Genomic DNA, 19,882 nt, shown 5'->3' with positions numbered 1-19,882 from the left:
ATACGGTAAATGAAGGCAGATCATATCCTTACTTATGATGAAGCATTGGATTGGCTTCACAGCCTGTTACGTTTTGGACTTAAACCTGGTTTAGAGCGCATGAATTGGATGCTAGAGGAGTTAGGGCATCCTGAACGAAATTTATTATTTGTTCATGTGGCAGGTACCAATGGAAAAGGCTCTACATGCACTTTTTTGACACACGTAATGCTGGAAGCGGGAATAAGTGTTGGAACCTTTACTTCTCCATACATCACTGATTTTCGCGAACGTATTCGATTTAATAACCAACTCATTCCACAGGACGACCTTGTTCGTCTTGTGGATGAAATAAAGCCGTTGGTGGGGCGCTGTGAACAGGAAACGGAGTATGGCTGTCCTACTGAGTTTGAGGTTATTACTTTACTGGCGATCTGTTATTTTGGCAGAGTGGTCAGACCTGCGATTGTGATTTGGGAAACGGGGCTTGGTGGACGTTTGGATTCAACGAACGTTGTCCATCCCATCATAAGTGTCATTACCAATGTTGGTCTTGATCATACCAATGTTCTAGGCTCAACGATTGGTGAGATTGCTTTGGAAAAAGCCGGTATTATCAAATCAGGAGTGCCTGTTGTAGTAGGACAACTGCAGGAAGAGGCGCTTGATGTTATTTCTCGGATTGCCAAACAAAAAAATAGCAGGCTTTATAGGCTAGGTAACGAATTTTATTCCAAGCCTCTCTTTACAGAAGCTTCAAGAGGAGCCCAGCATATCGAATATGGTAGTTTGTTTCGTCCCAACTCTTCCACATATCAATTGGGGTTACTAGGCAAACATCAGGTGCAAAACGCGGGCGTTGCCTTGATGGTTCTAGATCTCATGAGAGAATTCTATGCTTTTTTTGTGGAGGAAGAAGATAGGAAGAAGGGTTTGGCGCAAGCTACATGGCCGGGGCGCTTGGAGATTGTCTCACGAAAACCGTTATGTATGATAGATGGAGCACATAACACGGAAGGTATCACGATGCTAGTCGACAGTTTAGCTGAGCTAGCAAACGATACAAAGCGAATTCATTTAATGTTCTCTGCTCTTGAGGATAAACCGTTGCCTCAAATGGCTCGGGTTCTTAAAGAGGCGCCGCTCGAATTTGCCAACGTGTATCTCACGAGCTTTGATTTTCCAAGAGCCGCCTCTGTAGATACCTTGGAGGATGCTTTTTTGATGGGTGGCTTTAATCAAGAACAACTGGAACGTGTTGATGATTGGGAAATCACGTTGCGTGAATGGCTGAGCGACGAGACGAAGAGCGATGAGACGTTGCTGATTTGCGGATCACTTTACTTCATCTCTTTGGTACGCTCAATCTTTTTAATCCCCGTAGAACAGGTAGGTGAATAAAGTGGAACCATTGCAACATGTCCACTTCGTCGGAATCGGCGGTTATGGTATGAGTGGAATTGCACGCGTATTAGTTGATTTAGGATATAAAGTAACAGGATCGGATGTTGCGATGAACGATCTTGCCCGAAAGCTACAGGAAAAAGGAGCACAAGTGATTATCGGTCATAATGCTTCTCATATTGATGGGGCAGATATCGTCGTTTATTCTACCAGTATATCGAAAGAAAATCCTGAAGTTGCAGCGGCCCTGGAAAAGGGGATTCCGCTGCTGCATCGTTCACAGATGCTTGCAAAGATTCTAAATGAGAGAACAGGTGTAGCTGTAGCTGGTGCTCATGGCAAAACAACTACAACTTCGATGACAGCCCACATTTTAGAATCATGCGGCGAGGACCCCACTTTTATTATTGGTGGTGAACTAGTCAACGCTGGTACAAATGCAAAAGCCGGTAAAAGCAATTATGTAGTGGCCGAGGCAGATGAAAGTGACGGCTCCTTTAAGGAATACCATCCAGCATATGCCATTGTAACCAATATTGAACCAGATCATTTAGAGCATTTTGATGGAGACTTTGCCAACCTAAAAAAGGCTTATGTTCATTTTCTGGGTAACATCAAACCAGATGGTACAGCTATTGTGTGTCTGGATGATCATCATGTACGTGAATTAATGCCCTCCGTTAATCGAAAGGTAATTACCTATTCTATTGACCCTGTTTATAGTGGATCAGCGGACTATTATGCTACGGAGATTGTATGCGGTGATCTAACGACGACCTATCAGGCATGGCATAAGGATGTTCATTTAGGCGAGGTAATTCTTCACTTCCCAGGCAAGCATAATGTAGCCAATTCCTTAGCAGCGATGATAGTAGCCCTAGAAGCAGGAGTTCCCTTTGAAAGGATTTCTCAGGCCTTGAGTACGTTCCGTGGCGCAAAACGCCGTTTCCAAATTATTGGGGATGCACAGGATATTTTAGTGGTTGATGATTATGCTCATCATCCAACAGAAATCATGGCAACATTAAATGGAGCGAAGGCTTGTGGACGTCGGGTGATTGCAATATTTCAGCCACAGCGCTATACCCGCACGTTTTTCTTGATGGAGGAATTTAGCCGAGCTTTTTCAGAAGCGGACGAGGTTATTATTACGGATATTTTTTCTCCCGCAGGGGAAAAGAAAATCGAAGGGGTATCCTCTCAGGTTTTAGTTGATAAAATTAAAGTAAATAGTCATCCGCGTGCACAGTACGTTCCTACCAAGGAAGAAGTGCAGCAACAACTGGTGAAGCAATTGCAGCCAGGAGATCTCGTCTTAACAATGGGAGCGGGGGATATTTGGAAATCCGCATATTGGTTCGCCGAGCAATTGCAACAAAAAGTGAAAGAAACACAGGAAAGCTGAGAATAAAAGCATTTATTGTCATACTAAACTAGATAGTGGTAACAAAGGAAACTGCCGGATTTGTCTGGCAGTTTTTTTGTCTTTATCGAATGAGCTAGGATACACATTGAACGTAGTAACAAGCTGAGGGAGGTGGTTTATGATGCTACAGTGGGATTGGCCCATTAAATTAGTGGAGGAAGCTGAAATCGAACAACTGATTTGCTGGATCTGCGGGGCTTTACTAGGGGTGATTTGCTTTTCGGATATAAGGAAGCGCCTGATCCCTAATCCTGTTGTTTTGCCCGCTATTTTTGCATTTTTATGTGTACGTGTGATTCATCCATTAGAAAAAGAGACATTTACAACCCATATGTTCGCCATGGTATTGGCCTTTGTGCTCTTATATATAACAGCGATTGTTACAAAAGGAGGAGTGGGAGGAGGAGATATCAAGTTAGCAGCCTTATTAGGGTTAATTGTTGGGAGGACCTATATTATCTCCTTGTTGCTTGTAGCGGGGATTAGCGCAATTGCACTTGCGGTTCTATTAGCTCGACAGCCGCGGATAAGAAAGGAAGGAATACCATTTGCCTGTTGTTTGACAATTGGCTGGTTGTTTACGTATGTAGGCAGGATTGATGTGTTGCGTGTCTATGCTATATTTTTTCTTTCCTGAGCAGTCATAAGTCGTCAGGTCTGTTCGTAAACTAGTAGTACTAGAGTTAAGAGAACGAGGAGGACCTACTATGAGCGGACAACCTTCCAATCGAATTTCTATAAAACTATCACCTGTCAACCCTCCCAAAAGTAAGATGGGAGCAAATACACCCGTACAAAATATGCAGGTAAAAGAACAGAAGAATTACAAAAAAACACAGCCAGAAAAGGCCACAGGTAATGAGGCAGTACATGGAGGAATACGGGGGCCAGTAGGTGATGACAATAAAGAAACAAGGCAAGGATATGATGAGCAGCAAGCGAAGGAGGCAGAGCTGGAATTAGCTGAGGCAATGAGTAGATTGGGTAAACTGGAGGAACAAAACCCACCGACTCATACGAGTAAGGAACAGTTTCTGGCTGAATTGTCTAAAGACGAGCGCCTATTGGAAAAAGAAGAGCAGGATAGAGCGGTTATAGAAGACCGGCTGGGTGAAGAGGGATGTCAGAATCCATATTACGAGGGGCTTTATCCCTCTGATTGGGCGCTAGAATCAAGGAAGCCGGCATGGTGGGAAAAACTAATTAGAAATCAAAGCCATATGTCAAAGCGACCTATTTTAAGAGTGTTTATTACAACAATAAGTGCCATTATCCTTGGAGTATTATTTGGCTTTATTGTTTTAAATATCTTCGTACAAGAACAGCTAGTGCATCCCTCACAAGCGGGTGCTGTACAGAATTCGGCTGCTACTTCTGGAGGGACGAGTGCATTCAAGGAAAAAGCTGTTCCCGTTAATGGTGAGCGTCAACCTAATGGATCTAAAGATTCACAAGAAGAGGGCCTGTCTAAAGAAGGAGCGTTACAGCAGGCGAGATCGCCCATTGGCTCTACTAGTCAGAAAGCAGATGCCGTTCTTGCAACCGTCCAATTTCCAGAACAGAACTATTACATGGTTCAAATGGGGGTGTTTACTGACCCAAAAGCAGCCGAGCCAGCTATTGCCTCTCTTGACGAAAAGGGATTACCCCATTTTCTTTATCCAATCGAAGGAAGGCTTCATTTATTTACGGGAGTATCGCCAAATCGCGATGCCATTCTGGGATTGGCAGATCATTTTAGACAAAAGCAAATTGAAGTCTTTGTAAAAGAAGTGAAGCTGCCAGCTGCAGAGAAACAAGTTCAGATTGTCCCTACCTCCCCTTTAGAAGTAGGTGCTTCCTCTGATAAAGGGGTTGTTAATGCTTTTATCAAATCGGGAATAGATATCATTCAACAGCTTTCTACTTTATCCAGTCAAGTGGTTAATACAGATAAGCAAAAAGTACAGCCGCTTACAGCAGAGCAAGAAGCTAAGCTTAAAAGGATGCATGTCGCTTTTTTAGATAATAGTAGAGCAACACAGCAGGCCTTGTCACAAAAGGAGCAAGTCTATATAGCGGGGATGGTGCAGGGGATGAATCAGGCAATGAGTACGATGACCCAACTAAAAACAGGCAATGCAGAGCCGTATGCTTGGCAGGTGCAAAAAGGAATTATGCAATATTTACATTATTATGCTACATGGATGAAGGAGACGAATTAGAAAAACGGCTTTGTTTGCAAAAGGTTTCTTGCAAACAAGGTCTTTCTTTCGTTATGATCAAAAAAATAAATCTGAAAATCAACTGCTTCGGTAGTTGTCTCTTGATGTCAAGTTTTGCTACACTTAGGTGTGATTATAACGACTTTCTTCCAAACAACAACGATGAAAAACGAGGGTAGAGGGAATGACGGGGAAAGAATTTGTAATTTTATTGATTGTCCTGTTATCAGGTCTCCTGTTTGGTAGTCTATTAGGGCAAATATTAGGTCCTTGGATTCCTTTTCTTCGAGAGAGTAAGATGTTAACATGGAGTCCTGCGGCAGATTTGGACATTTTGAAGTACAATCTTCATTTTGAGGTAAAACTAAACCTAGCCAGTATCGGAGGGCTTGTTCTCGCTTTTTGGATATATAAAAAAATTCGATAGGGGGAGATATAATGAATCCCGAACAGCCAATCGTATTAGCTTCTTCTTCCCCGCGACGTCAGGAATTGCTGGCATGCTTGGGCTTGCCTTTTCGCGTTCAGGTGAGCAATGTAGATGAGACGATATCTGAAGAGATTGCACCAGAAGAAATCGTGAAAATCTTATCTCATAGAAAAGCGGATGCAGTTGCCAAAAATTTGTCATTTGGTCTAGTTATTGGCTCTGATACAATTGTTGTGCTAGACGGACAGGTATTGGGAAAGCCGGAAGATGAAGAGGATGCATTTCGGATGCTCACTTCATTACAAGGGCGCGAGCATGAAGTATTCAGCGGCCTAGCTATTATTGATGTTTCGACCGGGAAGACAGCACTTGATTATTCATCAACAAGGGTTAAAATGCGTACAATGACAGATCAGGAGATACGTGGATATATCGCCAGTAAAGAACCGATCGATAAAGCTGGTTCCTATGCTATACAGGGCCTTGGATCGACGATTGTAGAACGAATTGAAGGCGATTATTTTACGGTAGTGGGACTACCGCTCAATCGCTTGGCCCAGATGCTTAATCAATTTGGAATTTCCCTGTTAAACAAGTAGGTGTTCCTCTTAGATTGCTTCTCCATGATAAAAGCCGCTTGGCAGGAATGAAGGAAGGGGCAAAATAAGAGATGAACTGTAACAATTTTAAGTTAAAAAACGTCCCTACATATGAGCGTCCGCGCGAACGTTTGTTAAGGCAAGGGTCTGGTGCTTTATCGGATGTCGAACTCTTAGCGATTTTACTTCGAACTGGCACAGAAAAAGATCCAGTCCATAGGGTAGCGCAGCGCTTATTAGCTGTGTTTGGTGATTTGCAACAACTGGCAACAGCGACTCATGAAGAGCTGACAGATATAAACGGGATTGGTCCCGTTAAGGCTGTGGAAATACAAGCTGCGCTGGAGTTAGGACGAAGATCTGCCATTAAAGCTCGAGATATTCGTATCAGCATCCGCTTGCCAAAAGATGTAGCAGATTTTATGATGCCGGAAATGGCTGGTCTCGTGCAAGAACATTTTGTATGCCTGTTTTTAAATACGAAAAACCAGGTGATTGGGAAGAAAACAGTTTTTGTGGGAAGCTTGGATTCTTCTATTGTTCATCCACGGGATATTTACCGCGAAGCCATTAAGCGTTCTTGTGCCTCTATAATCTGTTTGCATAATCATCCAAGCGGAGATCCTGCTCCAAGCAAAGAGGATATTAATGTGACTAAAATTCTGCTTCAAGCAGGAGATTTAGTAGGAATCCCTCTTTTGGATCATCTTATTATTGGAGATGGTCATTACGTTAGTTTAAAAGAACAGGGATATATGTAACACGTACCCTTTCACAAAACAAATAATACCTGTCTGTCAGCGGAAGCATCCTAGGAAAATGACCGTTTTGACAAAATGGAAGGAGATTTTCAATATGTTTGGTAGTTTCACACGCGATATGGGGATTGACTTGGGAACAGCTAATACCCTCGTATACGTTAAAGGAAAAGGAATTGTGGTGAGCGAGCCTTCTGTTGTAGCGATCCGCACTGATACAAATACAATTGAGGCTGTAGGTAATGCAGCTAAAAACATGATTGGTCGTACACCAGGTAATATCGTGGCTGTTCGTCCGATGAAAGACGGAGTTATTGCTGATTTTGAAACCACTGCAACCATGATGCGTTATTTCATTCGTCAAGCTCAGAAAAATCAAGGCTTCTTTAGCCGTCGTCCTAGTGTAATGGTTTGTGTGCCATCTGGGATTACAGCGGTTGAAAAACGTGCGGTAGAGGATGCAACGAAGCAAGCAGGAGCAAAAGAAGCATATACAATTGAAGAGCCTTTTGCGGCTGCAATTGGTGCTGATTTGCCTGTTTGGGAGCCAACAGGTAGCATGGTAGTGGACATTGGGGGCGGTACGACGGAAGTAGCGATCATCTCACTGGGTGGAATTGTTACTAGTCGTTCCATTCGTGTAGCTGGTGATGAAATGGATGAGGCTATCATTCAGTATATTAAACGTCGTTACAATCTGATGATTGGTGAGCGTACTGCTGAGACGTTGAAAATGGAGATTGGTTCCGCTATCGCCCCGGATGAACAAGAAACGGTAGAAATTCGTGGTCGAGATCTTGTGACAGGTTTGCCAAAAACGATCTCTGTTACAAGCACAGAAATTGCCGAAGCATTAGCTGAAACGATTATGTCAATTGTTGAAGCTGTGAAAATTACATTGGAGAAAAGTCCTCCGGAGTTGGCTGCAGATATCATGGACCGTGGAATTGTACTCACTGGAGGAGGGGCGTTGCTACGTCACATTGACCGTTTATTAACACGTGAAACAGGTATGCCTGTTCATGTGGCGGAGAATGCACTTGACTGTGTAGCTATTGGAACAGGGCGAGCACTTGAGAATTTGCATCTCTTTAAATCTAAACATGGAATAACATCTTCACGTGCAAAAAGACGATAAGCGGGTGACGTGTCTATGTCATTCTTCGGTAATCGAAAACTTATAATTGTATTAATTGGCTTAGTTGTTCTGTTAGTAGTGATGGGTTATACCGCCAAGGACAGAATGAATCTGACATGGCCAGAAAAATTTATGAAAGATACAACCAGCGTGGTGCAGGGTCTGTTTTATCGCCCTGCCCAGGCTGTTTCGCAGTTTGTTCACAATGTTCAAGATGCTTATCATGTGTACGAAGAAAATCGTGTACTAAAAGCAAGCTTGGATCAATACGCGCAGATGTCTGCTGAGTTAAAAGCCGTAAAGTATGAGAATGGACAACTTAGAGAAAGTCTTGGCACAAAACAAAAATTAAATGATTACAATGTCATTTATTCAGAAGTAGCTGCAAGGAATTCGAGTCAATGGAACGATGTGTTGGTTATCAGCAGCGGTAGCAAACAAGGTGTTAAGAAAGACATGGCTGTTATGACCTCTAAAGGTTTGATAGGGAGAGTGAAGGATGTTTCCAATTTTTCTGCGACAGTTGAATTGCTCACAAGCAGAGAGAGCTCTAACCGCAACCATGTTTCAGGATACATTTTGGCAACTCAGCCAATCCAAACTCCGCCTTCAACTACTGGTAATGGTCAACAGACGAATGGCACAAGCAATACTGCAAATGCGTCAAATTCCAATAAATCAAATGCAGCTACCACACAGGCGAATAACCAACAGAAGCCAGCAACTACTACGAAGTATGTAAGTGGAATTTTAGAGGATTACGACTCGGTTGAAAAATTATTGATTATGCGCAAAATTCCTTTAGATCAAAAGATCAGTGTAAATGATGCGGTAATTACGTCTGGGTTAGGCGGTATGATTCCTAGTAAACTACCTATTGGTGTAGTGGTCAAAACAGAGCCAGGAGACTATGGGTTAACCCAAACAGCCTATATAAAACCGTACGCTGATTTTACATTAATTTCCGATGTCTTGGTTATTGATCGGAAGTCTGTGGGGACTCCAACTGGCGATTCGAGTTCTTCCAGTCAAAAAGGCACCACTCAGCAATCGAAGGGAAAAGGGGGTAAATAGTATGTTATCTCGAACGAAATTGTCCCTCTTTTTGCTATTGCTGTTTATATTGGAAGGATCGGTAGTACAAGTTTTTGTGCCGAGTGCATGGGGGATGTCTTACGAGACGATTCCCCGCTTTGCTTTGGTGGGAACTATCCTGATTTCCTTGTTTATCGGAAGAAGGGAAGGATTGCTATATGGATTGGTCTTTGGGCTGTTACAAGATGTTGTTTTCGGTCATATAATCGGCGTGTACACGTTATCTATGATGGTGGCAGGGTACTTTGCTGGACTAGTCTTGATGCTATTTCACCGTAGCTTTGCCGTCGTGTTTACTACGCTTCTTCTAGTTTTATTCGGGCATGAGTGGCTTACTTATACGCTGTTTCGTTTATTTATGACCAATCCTGTAGATGTTCGTTGGACACTTACTCACGAAATTTTTCCGACAGTTCTTCTAAATATGTTGTTTGCGGCTTTTGTTTATTTGCCGATGAAAAAGCTTTGCTTGCAAGTAAAAGAAAACAAAGAGCGCTCTCATGAGTAGGATCTGACAGAAGGAGGAGTAGCTCGAATGGGAGAGAACCAACAACAACCTAAATCCCATATTGCCACTAGATTAAACGTTTTGTTTTTTTTCGTGTTTATTTTTTTTGCGGCAGTTATTTTACGACTTGCCTATGTACAAATCGTAGAGGGAGAACAGTATCAACACGATTTGGAAAAGTATAGTATTAGACAATTGCCAATACCTGCACCGCGTGGTCGTATCTTAGACGTGAACCACAATGTTTTGGTTTCGAATAAGCCAGTTTTTACGGTTACTTATACATCCGAGCAAAAACGGGAAATTAATGAGGAAGCAGTAGCTGAAAAGCTGACGAGCTTGCTGCAGATGGATGAAAAGATTGGGACTGATAAAGAGCTGATAAAAAAAGCGACTGAATTGCAGACCACTTTACCTGTCACTTTAAAGCCAGAGCAATCTCAAAAGGTAATCCAGCAGCTAACTCCCAAAATTAATGCTCTTCCAAATTCGGCTCAATTAAAGGGGATAAAGGACTATGATTTAGTAAAAACAGCCTTTGCCTTGGGACTCTCAGTAAGATCCCCTTTCGATGAAAATGACCGTGAAGCTTTACAAAAAAAATTGCCAGCAACGATTCAGGTAGACGGCAAGAACGTGGATACGAAGACAGCCTATGACAGTCAATTATTAAAATACGTCATAACAGCTAATGTACCGTATCCAATTGCTCTTGAAGACAAAGTAAAGGAATCTTTGCAAAAGGAAGTAAAGTTACTTTTAAGCAAGATGCCTTCTGCTAGTGAGCTAAGCAGTAAAACAGATGCAGAATTACTTCAGTATGCTGCTAGATTTGATTTGGATGTTGCATTGCCATTAACTCCGGAGCAACGTCAGTATCAGTGGCACCGTATTAGCATTTTAAACAGCATGCGAGATTATAGTATGCCAAAATTCATTCCTCGTCGAATTAAGGAAAACGCTACTGAAATTGAAGTAGCCAAAATCAATGAAAATTTAAGTGAATTACCTGGAATTAATGTAATTGTTGAGCCTGTTCGGCAAATTAGACAAGATGAGGATGGCGCTTTTGCCACGCATATTCTTGGCTACATCAGTCCAATTAATGCAAGTCAGGTCAATGAGTATCTTGCTATGGGATATTCCAAGACAGATCGTATTGGAGTCGAGGGATTAGAAAGATATTACGAGAAAGATTTACGTGGAAAAGATGGCATTATGGACGTGCAGGTAAACAAGGATGCAGAGACAGTAGTGAAAGGAAGAACTCGCGGAGCAATACCTGGTAATGATCTAGTTCTTTCCTTGGACTATCGCTTCCAAAGTAAATTGGAGGAAATTCTTAAACGAAATGTCAATGAGATGAGACGCTCTGCTAAAGGAAAAGTAAATTCTGCCTCTGCGGTCGTGATGAATCCTAATACAGGTGAGGTTTTGGCTATGGCTAACTACCCTGATTACGATTTAAACCTCCACTATAATCGAAAGCTATTCAATGAGAATTATGAGAAGGTAGTTGCTCCAGCACAGCTTAATAATGTCACTAGGGGTGTTTATCCGCCGGCTTCTACAGTGAAACCTATTTCGGTCATGATGGCTTTACAAGAAAAGTTAACCACACCCTATGAGTCAATTTTTGACCCTGGTTATTTCCAATTTGGGGATGTAAAGAAACGAAACTGGAAATTAGGTGGACATGGTCAAGTTGATGCGAGACGAGCAATAGCTGTATCTAATAACACATACATGTACACAATGGGATGGAGATTAAAGGAGCGCGAGATAGCAAAAGGAAATAGTTATCGTGAATCCTTTAAGATCATTAATTTTTACAATCAGCAATTTGGTTTAGGAGTTAAGACTGGTATTGATTTACCAAGTGAAAAGGCTGGCTGGCCAGCTCCAACATTTGAAATGGGACGTATTGCCGATGCTCTTATTGGGCAGTATGATAGCTTTACTCCTATCCAATTGGCTCAATACGTTTCTACAATCGCAAATGGCGGATATCGAATTCGACCGCATATGGTTAAAGAAATTCGAAAAGGCTCTATTGATCCTAAGAAGCCAGGTGATGTCATTACAACAATAGAACCGCAAGTATTAAATAAAATTAATATCAATCCAAGCTACCTCAAGGTAGTTCAAGAGGGGATGCGCCGTGTTACTCAGCCTGGTGGTACTGCTGCGACAGCGATGGCAGGCTTGCCGTTTAGTGTAGCTGCTAAAACAGGTACCGCTCAAACAGGCGGAACATCTTCTGATAACTCTTTGATCCTTGGGTATGCGCCTTATGAAAATCCTAAAATTTCCTTTGTAGTAGTGGTTCCTCACTCTGGAGGACATGGTTCAGATAGAATCGCGCGTGAATTGCTGGAGGCTTATCATGCCTTGTATCCACTTAACAGCACGGTAACGCCGACAAAGTAGGCTTTCTAAGATTAATTCGCTGAGTTTTTTAATAGCGAGGCAGGAGTTTGTTGTATAAATGGCGAATGGTAACGGTCGAGGTGAAACATCTCCATGAATACGGCCAAAAGTAAAGTAATCATTAAAGGAACCAAAGATGGACTTGTCTTTTTTATGGACGATACCTGTTCATTTTCGGAGCTTTTAGATGATTTGCGTGACAAAATTGAGCACAGCCATCCACAATTTTTTAGTGGTCCTCTCATCAGGATTACATTAAAACTTGGGAAACGTTACTGCACTCCAGAGCAACAGGAAGAGTTAACGCAGATTATTCGCATGAAGGGTAATCTGGTTATTCATATGATCGACTCGGATGTGATTCTTAAAGAAGAAGCATATAAAGAAGCCAAAGCTCCCGGATTGATTGTACAAACAAACACGGTTCGTTCCGGTCAGGTATTAGAATACGACGGAGATATTTTGCTGCTGGGTGATGTTAATCCTGGTGGTACGATAAGAAGTACGGGGAGTATCTTCGTGTTAGGTAATCTTCGTGGTGTAGCGCAAGCGGGAACGAATGGCGACAAAGATGCTGTAATCGCCTCCGCTTGCTTACATCCAACCCAACTGAGAATTGCGGAAGTAATCAGCCGTCCGGGAGATGAATGGTCGGACTATAGCGGTACTACTGAGTTTGCTTACTTGGAAGAGGATCGGATGGTAGTCGCTAAAATGAACTTTTTGCATCGCTTACGCTCAGATTTGGGTAAGAAGAAAGCATAACGGTACGGAATGAAGGAGAGGGAGCATACGTGGGTATTGCAATAGTTGTTACTTCAGGGAAAGGCGGAGTGGGGAAAACAACCTCATCTGCTAATATAGGAACCGCATTGGCTCTCAATGGCCAGAAGGTGTGTATGGTAGATACAGATATCGGCTTACGCAATCTGGATGTGGTCATGGGACTAGAAAATCGGATTATTTATGACCTGATTGACGTAGCAGAAGGCAGTTGCCGTTTGCAACAGGCATTAATTAAAGATAAGCGTTTTGAGACGTTGTCATTATTACCAGCAGCGCAGACCAAGGATAAATCAGCGCTTACAACAGATCAAATGGAAGATATCGTCACCCAATTGAAGCGTGATTTTGACTACGTCATTATTGATTGTCCAGCAGGTATTGAACAAGGATTCCGCAATGCTGTAGCAGGGGCTGATCAGGCTATTGTTGTGACAACTCCGGAAAAGGCGGCAGTGCGTGACGCAGATCGTATCATTGGCCTGCTTGAACGTGAAAATGTAGGAATGCCTAAATTAGTGATTAATCGAGTGCGGTCCCACATGGTCAAAAATGGTGACATGTTAGATGTAGAGGATATTCTGGATTTACTTGCCATTGATTTACTGGGTGTGATTCCTGATGATGAATATATCATCAAATCAGCAAATGCAGGCGAGCCGGCAGTGATGAATCATGAATCTCGTGCGTCCTTAGCATATCGAAATGTAGCAAGACGTTTGTTAGGGGAATCAGTGCCTTTACTGCCGCTTCAGGATAAACCAGGAGTTTTTCATAAGTTCCGTAAGTTTTTTGGCTTAAAATAAGGAATGCTAGTCGAGAAACAAGAGAACAGGGGTATACTCCTGTTTCTTTTTTACTGATCCGAACTTATAGAATTTTTGTCTTACAAAGTGCAACGAAGGTTCTTAGTGCCAAAGGTTTGGTTTTCAAGTTTTTCTTTGCATTTCCGAATAATATAAGACTTACAGATACTAGACCTTAACATGCACGGGGGAAAAAGATGGATTTTGAAAAGCGATATATAAAGCAGTTGGATTGGTTGATTCTGTTGATCCTTCTAGGTCTTGGCTTGTTTAGTTATCTCGGTATAAGCGGATCTGCCCCAGGAGTGGCGACGGCGAACCGACAGCTTATGTGGTATGCTATTGGTTTTGGCGTATTGTTTTGTACACTGATTGTTGATTATCGGGTGTTCCGTCAGCTATCATATGTAGTTTACGCTATAGGATTAGTTTTGCTTTTCGGCGTATTTTTTACAAAGGCGATTAACAATGCTACTAGTTGGTATAATCTAGGTGTCGTTTTGTTTCAACCATCCGAACCTATGAAAATTTTTACGATAATAGCTGCTGCACACTATATGTCCAAACGTGAAGAAAAATTAGGTAAGCCTTATTATCTTTATGAATGGTGGCCTGTATTTCTGATCGTTGGGGTACCGCTTCTTATGATTTTTAAACAACCAGACTTGGGGACAGCTTTAGTCTTTTGTTCCATATTAGCAACCATGTTGATTGTCGGTGGCATTCGCGTACGTCATATGATTACGTTTAGCGGGATTGCTGCTGTCGGAGTAGGGCTAGTTTCCTATATTTATATGTACCATAAAGATGATATCTTTTTTAAATTAATAAAACCTTATCAATGGGCTCGAATTGAATCCTGGATAGATCCTTATCTTGATCCAGTAGGACAGGGATTTCAACTGTTACAATCGCTTATTGCAATTGGATCGGGGCAGTTAACAGGTAAAGGCTTACACACAGCTACGCAGGCTAGCTTGTTATGGGTTCCGGTTGGTGAGAGTGATTTCATTTTTACGGTCATTGCAGAGCGTTTAGGGTTTATTGGAGCAGGAATTATGATGATCCTGTTTTTCGTGTTAGTGTATCGAATGATTCGGATTGCTATGGAGTGTAATGATCCATTCGGTGCCTATGTAGTATCAGGTGTAGTTGGAATGCTTACGTTTCAAATCTTTGAAAATATTGGAATGACCATTCAGTTAATGCCAATTACTGGTTTGCCTTTGCCATTTATTAGTTATGGTGGAAGTTCCCTTTTGACCAATTTCTTAACAATAGGTGTAGTGTTGAATATTGGGATGAGGAAGCAGAAACTTAGTTTCGATTAAGTTAAAAATCGTGACAAACCAATAAATGTGTGATATATTCAAGGTAAGTTAACCATTTTACTTACCTAGTGATTTGATGGATTGGATGATATGCCGTGCTTTTCAGAGATAGCGTCACCATGTGATCAAGTCTCTGTTGGGCACGGCTTTTTTCCTTGAAACAAGCTTTAAGTGATGGTTAACAGATATTTTAATCGTCTGAAAAGGCGAACATTTCTAGGAGGTTTTTTCCATGCAACAAGGTACTGTAAAATGGTTTAACGCAGAAAAAGGTTTTGGTTTCATTCAAGTTGAAGGCGGAGAAGATGTATTCGTACACTACAGCGCTATCCAATCTGAAGGTTTCAAAACTCTAGAAGAAGGTCAAAAAGTTGAGTTTGAAATCGTTCAAGGTAGCCGTGGACCACAAGCTGCTAACGTTACTCGTCTGTAAGATCAAATACGTATAAAAAGAAGCAGTCTCTCTTTTGAGGGGCTGTTTTTTTGCATTTATGCCAGTGATGACAGCTCTGTTTTACAGTGTCATATCCCACCTAGACAAGTCATATACTCCAAGTAAAGCTTGGCCTGAGAAGGGGTGGGATGCATGTTTCATGAAAGAGAACGGGTAAAGGAGAGAAGACAGGAAAGAAAAGAACAGCTTCTCTTACAATCGCGCGACAGTATGCCGCCACACATTGATGAACTGCATGATCCGATGGAAAGAGTGCTTATTCCTGATCAATATGCAAAAAACACTGTTTTCACCAACGAGACTCCCCCGAGCAAACCGGCGGGGTTCCAGCTTAAAAGGCAAATCTATCTTTCCCTAGCGGTTATTGGGGTTGCGTTTATCCTATTGAAAAGCCCGTTTGGTGTTCCAAATACATGGCGAGATTTATCCAGAGAAGTGATGACTCGCGATTTCAATTTTGAGGGTGTGGCGGTTTGGTACGAACAAGTCACAGGTCATTCGCCAAGCGTGTTACCGGTTCTTTTTAACAAAAAGGAAAAGGAGAGTGTGCCAGCTAACGCGTATCAGCTAAGTAAGTGGAGCTTCCCGAAGGAGTGGAAAATAGCAAAGGAATATGATTCTAAAAGTGCCAAAATAGTTGTTGACTTAGGGGATAAAGGAGAGGTCATCAACTTGGATACCGGATGGGTAACTTTTGTTGGAGAAAAGCCTGGTTATGGAACCACAGTGGTCATTCAGTATACCGATGATCGAGAGATTTGGTATGGAAACCTTGAAAAAGTCAATGTATCTGTAAATGACTGGGTGAATAAAAAGGACACTGTTGGCCATGCCAAGCCTTTTGTCGATCAAATGGTTAAAACGCGTTACCTCTTTATGGCGATGAAACAAAACGGGAGATTTACTAATCCATTGGACGTGATTTCATTTGAGTGACTTTTGGCCAGGCGGTATTCGTGTCCGCATCCACCTTTTATTTTGGCTGGTCATCGGCCTAGCTGTAATGGCTGGTTATTTTGTTGAAACGATTGCGCTGTTTATCATTGTACTGATCCATGAGCTTGGTCACATAGCGGCCGCCCGTGAACTCGGCTGGGAAGTAAAAGAAATTCAATTGTTACCCTTCGGTGGAGTCGCGGTTATGGAGGAATCTCCAACATCTGATGCCATAGACGAGATTGTCGTAGCATTAGCAGGTCCTTTTATGAATATTGTTATGATTTTTTTTTCTCTTTTATTTTGGTGGGCAGGAATATGGTCGGAGCATTGGGCCTATTTTTTTATGAAAAGCAATATGATGATTGCTTTATTTAATTTATTACCGATGTGGCCCTTAGATGGTGGTCGAATTGTGCAAGCAGTCTTAACATCGTTCATTTCTTATCGGAAAGCGGCGATTTTATCATTTAGTAGCAGCTGTGGATTAGCTATTTTACTTCTAGGAGTCGGAATTTGGCTGCTTCATGCTAATCTAACTGCTGTTGCGATTTATTTAGCTCTTGCCAATGGGCAAGCATACAAACGCTTTCCTTATCAGTTTGTTCGATTTTTACATAAAAGATATCAGAGAGCGCCCAGATTAGAGCCGATAGAGCCTGTTCGCGTACCTTCGTCTCTCTCCGTTTGGGAAGCTACCCATAAACTGCAAAAAGGTAAATATCATTTGTTTTATATTACAGGGAAACAAGGCGGGGTACTGCCTGAGGAGAATGTGCTTTATGCTTGTCTGGTGGAGCGGCGCCAGCGAGACTGGATCAGCAGCTTGCTGTAGCGTGTTATGCTTTTTGACCATTGGAAAGCTAATTCTGTTATTTTTCAAATGGAGTAGAAATGCGCTACAATGAGAGGATAGGACAGACCTCCAGGAGGAAGATTAGTTGAACAAAAAACAACAACGTGCTCTCCAACAAATTATCGTGAGCCGTGACATAGAAGAAACACGTATTGCTGTCATGGAAGCAGGGAGACTTGCAGAATTGACAATGGAACAGAACAAACCAATGGCGGCGGTAGGCAATATTTACAGAGGGCGAGTAAAAAAAGTCTTACCAGCCATGCAAGCTGCCTTTATAGATATTGGAGAAGAGCAGGAAGCGTTTTTATATATTGACGAGGCTTTGCCCCCAGGCTGGAAAGTACAGAACCGAGGGGCGGCCAAGCCTAATATTCGGACTTTGGTGCAAGTAGGCGAGGAAAAAATTGTCCAAATTAGCAAGGAAGCGATAGGGAGCAAATCTCCAAGACTTACCTCTGAAATCAGCCTGCCGGGACGCATGCTGGTTTATTTGCCATTTGCAGGGCTGATCTCGTTGTCACGTAAAATTGTGGATGCAGAAAAACGGGAACGACTAAGAGCGTGGGCAACAGATAGCTTAGCTGAAGGAGAAGGGATTATTGTAAGAACGATGGCAGAGGAAGCTTCCGTGGAGCAGTTGCAAACAGAACTTGATTTCCTGCGTGCAAAATGGAAGGCGGCCTGTCAGGAAACGGGAAGGAAAAAAACGCCGTCCCTTCTACTGTCAGCAGATAATGCAGTAAGCCGCATTTTATTAGACCGCTCGGAAGATCAGATGCTAGAAATAGTAGTGGATGACGCAGAGCTGTATCATGAGCTTAGGGGACAAGCGAAGGCTATTTATCCAGCCATGTTTAATAAAATTCAATTTTATCAAGGAAAAACCTCTGTATTGGATTCCTATGGTGTCGACAAAGAAATTGAAAAAGCTCTGTATAGGCAAGTGTGGCTGAAAAATGGGGGCTTCTTGGTGATTGATCAGACAGAGGCTATGACCGTGATCGATGTTAATACAGGGAAATTTACGGGGAAGAGCGGCCAGCAGCTAGAGGATACCGTGACGGCAACCAATGTGGAGGCAGCCCAAGAGATTGCCAGACAACTAAAGCTCCGCGATATTGGCGGTATTATCATTATTGATTTCATTGATATGAAGCAGGCCAAGAACCAACAGATTGTACAGGAAGCCTTGCAGAGTGAATTAGACAAAGATGTGACCAATAGTTATGTCATGGGCTTTACACAATTAGGCCTTTTGGAAATGACAAGGAAAAAGGTAAGAAACAACCTTGCATCTATTCTAACGAAGCCATGCATCACTTGCAGTGGTAAGGGGAGAATTTTAACGGAGCAGGAGGTAGCCGGACGTTTTATTCGAGAGGCTAAAGCATTGATCCGAGCACAGGATGCAGAAGCTATTGTAGCCGCTTTTCATCCTCATGTGTATGAGTATGTTCAAGCTGAGGGCAGACGTGAGCAATTTGCAAAGGATTGGGGTGTCTTGGTTCAATTTATTTCACGTGAAACCATGCACCCAAGTGAATATCAGATTTTGCATGTTGGGAAAAAGGCTGACTCTAAACGTTTTTCTTGACCTTTTCTGCTAGGTATGATATTCTCTGATTGTTATGCAGCTATGCTTGTACCTTGAGCATACTGTAACCGCGCGAATCAGGTTTTAGCAAGATGGTTTTAAAAAACCACACCTGCATGAGGCGAGTCTGAGTATAGGAGGTGCAATAGAATGTACGCAATTATCGTAACGGGTGGTAAACAATACAAAGTTGAAGAGGGTGCTACTCTTTTCATCGAAAAGCTAGCTGCTTCCGAAGGTGAAACAGTTACTTTTGATCAAGTATTGTTCGTAAGCAAAGACGGTAAAGTAACTGCGGGTACTCCAACTGTAGCTGGTGCAACTGTAACAGCGAAAGTTGAAAAGCACGGTAAAGGTGAGAAAGTTATCGTGTACAAGTACAAAGCAAAGAAAAACTACCGTCGTAAGCAAGGTCACCGTCAACCATTCTCTAAAGTTGTTATCGAAAAGATCAACGCGTAATGGTTAAGGTCGAGGTAATTCGATCCCAGACGGGCATTGCAGAGATTGCTATGACAGGTCATGCTAATGCTGGCAAATACGGAGAGGACATTGTTTGTTCGGCTGTATCGGCTATTATATTAGGCAACCTGAATGCGGTACATCTTTTGCTCGGTTTGAAGCCGGATGTGGAAATGAACACAGAAGAGGGCGGATTTTTAAAGTGGCGGCTTTCATCTTTGGATGATCCGGTACTTGAAGAGAAGCACCAACTACTAGCGGAAAGCACAGTGGTTGCTCTACTGGCTATTTCCCAAAACTACGGAACATATATTTCTGTACAAGATTCAAAATGGCAAGGGGGTGCTCACTCATGATGAACATGCTATTCACTATGGACCTGCAATTCTTCGCATCCAAAAAAGGGGTAGGTTCTACAAAGAACGGTCGTGACTCCATCGCTAAGCGCCTTGGTACAAAGCGTGGCGACGGCCAATTCGTAAAAGCTGGTAACATTCTTGTTCGCCAACGCGGAACAAAAATTTATCCAGGTGCTAACGTAGGCATCGGCGGCGACGATACTTTGTTCGCGAAAGCTGACGGAATCGTTCGTTTCAAACGTCTGGGACGCGATCGCAAGCAAGTTGTGATCGAACCAGTTGTTGCTGAAGCGTAATAACGACAAGAAGCTAAAACCCAGCCAATCG

21 protein-coding genes and 1 other annotated feature are annotated in these 19,882 nt (G+C 42.5%); all 21 genes read left to right on the top strand.

Features of this window, described 5'->3' with window-relative positions:
* The first annotated feature begins 9 nt into the window (after positions 1-9).
* The 21 genes from QZ995_RS21570 to rpmA all read left to right on the top strand — a co-directional run bounded on the left by QZ995_RS21570 (position 10) and on the right by rpmA (position 19,851).
* A complete protein-coding gene (locus QZ995_RS21570; protein ID WP_301811640.1) occupies positions 10-1,380 on the top strand; it encodes a bifunctional folylpolyglutamate synthase/dihydrofolate synthase in 1,371 nt (456 codons plus the stop codon).
* A 1-nt stretch (position 1,381) separates the two neighbouring features.
* Positions 1,382-2,788: a UDP-N-acetylmuramate--L-alanine ligase gene (gene murC / locus QZ995_RS21565; RefSeq protein ID WP_301811637.1), complete on the top strand. Its 1,407-nt coding sequence runs from the start codon at positions 1,382-1,384 to the stop codon at positions 2,786-2,788.
* Between the two features lie 139 nt (positions 2,789-2,927).
* Positions 2,928-3,446, top strand: a complete 519-nt coding sequence (locus tag QZ995_RS21560) for a prepilin peptidase (protein ID WP_301811634.1) — start codon at positions 2,928-2,930, stop codon at positions 3,444-3,446.
* A gap of 70 nt (positions 3,447-3,516) precedes the next feature.
* Complete coding sequence (locus QZ995_RS21555; protein ID WP_301811632.1) at positions 3,517-5,013, top strand: sporulation protein; 1,497 nt, start codon at positions 3,517-3,519, stop codon at positions 5,011-5,013.
* Between the two features lie 184 nt (positions 5,014-5,197).
* A complete protein-coding gene (locus QZ995_RS21550) occupies positions 5,198-5,440 on the top strand; it encodes a DUF4321 domain-containing protein (protein ID WP_003338397.1) in 243 nt (80 codons plus the stop codon).
* A gap of 11 nt (positions 5,441-5,451) precedes the next feature.
* Positions 5,452-6,042: a Maf family protein gene (locus QZ995_RS21545; RefSeq protein WP_301811628.1), complete on the top strand. Its 591-nt coding sequence runs from the start codon at positions 5,452-5,454 to the stop codon at positions 6,040-6,042.
* 71 nt (positions 6,043-6,113) lie between these two features.
* Positions 6,114-6,803 (top strand): RadC family protein, encoded by a 690-nt coding sequence (gene radC, locus QZ995_RS21540; protein WP_064019237.1) that lies wholly within the window; start codon positions 6,114-6,116, stop codon positions 6,801-6,803.
* A 94-nt stretch (positions 6,804-6,897) separates the two neighbouring features.
* Complete coding sequence (locus QZ995_RS21535) at positions 6,898-7,938, top strand: rod shape-determining protein (RefSeq protein ID WP_301811623.1); 1,041 nt, start codon at positions 6,898-6,900, stop codon at positions 7,936-7,938.
* Between the two features lie 15 nt (positions 7,939-7,953).
* Complete coding sequence (gene mreC / locus QZ995_RS21530) at positions 7,954-9,012, top strand: rod shape-determining protein MreC (protein ID WP_301811620.1); 1,059 nt, start codon at positions 7,954-7,956, stop codon at positions 9,010-9,012.
* A 1-nt stretch (position 9,013) separates the two neighbouring features.
* Positions 9,014-9,541, top strand: coding sequence for a rod shape-determining protein MreD (gene mreD / locus QZ995_RS21525; RefSeq protein WP_031410668.1), 528 nt, complete (start codon positions 9,014-9,016; stop codon positions 9,539-9,541).
* 27 nt (positions 9,542-9,568) lie between these two features.
* On the top strand, positions 9,569-11,971 hold the full coding sequence (locus QZ995_RS21520; RefSeq protein WP_301811614.1) for a penicillin-binding transpeptidase domain-containing protein: 2,403 nt from the start codon (positions 9,569-9,571) through the stop codon (positions 11,969-11,971).
* A 93-nt stretch (positions 11,972-12,064) separates the two neighbouring features.
* Positions 12,065-12,736 (top strand): septum site-determining protein MinC, encoded by a 672-nt coding sequence (gene minC, locus QZ995_RS21515; protein ID WP_301811612.1) that lies wholly within the window; start codon positions 12,065-12,067, stop codon positions 12,734-12,736.
* Positions 12,737-12,765: 29 nt separating this feature from the next.
* The gene (gene minD / locus QZ995_RS21510) at positions 12,766-13,560 is read left to right on the top strand and encodes a septum site-determining protein MinD (RefSeq protein WP_301811609.1); all 795 of its coding nucleotides are present in this window, start codon (positions 12,766-12,768) and stop codon (positions 13,558-13,560) included.
* A gap of 197 nt (positions 13,561-13,757) precedes the next feature.
* The gene (gene rodA / locus QZ995_RS21505; protein WP_301811605.1) at positions 13,758-14,891 is read left to right on the top strand and encodes a rod shape-determining protein RodA; all 1,134 of its coding nucleotides are present in this window, start codon (positions 13,758-13,760) and stop codon (positions 14,889-14,891) included.
* 232 nt (positions 14,892-15,123) lie between these two features.
* Positions 15,124-15,324, top strand: a complete 201-nt coding sequence (locus QZ995_RS21500) for a cold-shock protein (RefSeq protein WP_301811602.1) — start codon at positions 15,124-15,126, stop codon at positions 15,322-15,324.
* Positions 15,325-15,477: 153 nt separating this feature from the next.
* Positions 15,478-16,281, top strand: a complete 804-nt coding sequence (locus QZ995_RS21495; RefSeq protein WP_301811599.1) for a M23 family metallopeptidase — start codon at positions 15,478-15,480, stop codon at positions 16,279-16,281.
* Positions 16,274-17,116, top strand: a complete 843-nt coding sequence (locus QZ995_RS21490; RefSeq protein ID WP_301811596.1) for a M50 family metallopeptidase — start codon at positions 16,274-16,276, stop codon at positions 17,114-17,116. The genes QZ995_RS21495 and QZ995_RS21490 overlap by 8 nt, the downstream gene beginning before the upstream one ends.
* 106 nt (positions 17,117-17,222) lie before the next feature.
* A complete protein-coding gene (locus tag QZ995_RS21485) occupies positions 17,223-18,734 on the top strand; it encodes an Rne/Rng family ribonuclease (RefSeq protein ID WP_301811595.1) in 1,512 nt (503 codons plus the stop codon).
* Between the two features lie 56 nt (positions 18,735-18,790).
* Positions 18,791-18,873 (top strand) — a sequence feature (ribosomal protein L21 leader region).
* Positions 18,874-18,884: 11 nt separating this feature from the next.
* A complete protein-coding gene (rplU, locus tag QZ995_RS21480) occupies positions 18,885-19,196 on the top strand; it encodes a 50S ribosomal protein L21 (protein ID WP_003338381.1) in 312 nt (103 codons plus the stop codon).
* Positions 19,196-19,552 (top strand): ribosomal-processing cysteine protease Prp, encoded by a 357-nt coding sequence (locus QZ995_RS21475; protein WP_301811589.1) that lies wholly within the window; start codon positions 19,196-19,198, stop codon positions 19,550-19,552. Before rplU ends, QZ995_RS21475 begins: the two co-directional genes overlap by 1 nt.
* A 5-nt stretch (positions 19,553-19,557) precedes the next feature.
* Positions 19,558-19,851 carry a 50S ribosomal protein L27 gene (gene rpmA / locus QZ995_RS21470; protein WP_026315215.1) on the top strand — a complete coding sequence of 98 codons (294 nt, stop codon included), beginning with the start codon at positions 19,558-19,560 and terminating at the stop codon, positions 19,849-19,851.
* The last annotated feature ends 31 nt before the right edge of the window (positions 19,852-19,882 follow it).

It is taken from the genome of Brevibacillus laterosporus (assembly GCF_030489605.1).
GTDB classification, from domain to species: Bacteria; Bacillota; Bacilli; order Brevibacillales; family Brevibacillaceae; genus Brevibacillus_B; species Brevibacillus_B laterosporus_E.
This window is presented reverse-complemented; position numbering and strand designations above follow the sequence as displayed.

Excerpts from the sequence above, each read along its gene's own strand:
- QZ995_RS21550 (WP_003338397.1), top strand. The coding sequence starts at position 5,198 with ATGACGGGGAAAGAATTTGTAATTTTATTGATTGTCCTGTTATCAGGT.
- QZ995_RS21560 (WP_301811634.1), top strand. The coding sequence starts at position 2,928 with ATGATGCTACAGTGGGATTGGCCCATTAAATTAGTGGAGGAAGCTGAA.
- QZ995_RS21475 (WP_301811589.1), top strand. The coding sequence starts at position 19,196 with ATGGTTAAGGTCGAGGTAATTCGATCCCAGACGGGCATTGCAGAGATT.
- rpmA (WP_026315215.1), top strand. The coding sequence starts at position 19,558 with ATGCTATTCACTATGGACCTGCAATTCTTCGCATCCAAAAAAGGGGTA.
- radC (WP_064019237.1), top strand. The coding sequence starts at position 6,114 with ATGAACTGTAACAATTTTAAGTTAAAAAACGTCCCTACATATGAGCGT.
- rodA (WP_301811605.1), top strand. The coding sequence starts at position 13,758 with ATGGATTTTGAAAAGCGATATATAAAGCAGTTGGATTGGTTGATTCTG.
- QZ995_RS21495 (WP_301811599.1), top strand. The coding sequence starts at position 15,478 with ATGTTTCATGAAAGAGAACGGGTAAAGGAGAGAAGACAGGAAAGAAAA.
- mreC (WP_301811620.1), top strand. The coding sequence starts at position 7,954 with ATGTCATTCTTCGGTAATCGAAAACTTATAATTGTATTAATTGGCTTA.
- QZ995_RS21545 (WP_301811628.1), top strand. The coding sequence starts at position 5,452 with ATGAATCCCGAACAGCCAATCGTATTAGCTTCTTCTTCCCCGCGACGT.
- QZ995_RS21520 (WP_301811614.1), top strand. The coding sequence starts at position 9,569 with ATGGGAGAGAACCAACAACAACCTAAATCCCATATTGCCACTAGATTA.
- minC (WP_301811612.1), top strand. The coding sequence starts at position 12,065 with ATGAATACGGCCAAAAGTAAAGTAATCATTAAAGGAACCAAAGATGGA.
- QZ995_RS21570 (WP_301811640.1), top strand. The coding sequence starts at position 10 with ATGAAGGCAGATCATATCCTTACTTATGATGAAGCATTGGATTGGCTT.
- mreD (WP_031410668.1), top strand. The coding sequence starts at position 9,014 with ATGTTATCTCGAACGAAATTGTCCCTCTTTTTGCTATTGCTGTTTATA.
- QZ995_RS21500 (WP_301811602.1), top strand. The coding sequence starts at position 15,124 with ATGCAACAAGGTACTGTAAAATGGTTTAACGCAGAAAAAGGTTTTGGT.
- QZ995_RS21555 (WP_301811632.1), top strand. The coding sequence starts at position 3,517 with ATGAGCGGACAACCTTCCAATCGAATTTCTATAAAACTATCACCTGTC.
- QZ995_RS21535 (WP_301811623.1), top strand. The coding sequence starts at position 6,898 with ATGTTTGGTAGTTTCACACGCGATATGGGGATTGACTTGGGAACAGCT.
- rplU (WP_003338381.1), top strand. The coding sequence starts at position 18,885 with ATGTACGCAATTATCGTAACGGGTGGTAAACAATACAAAGTTGAAGAG.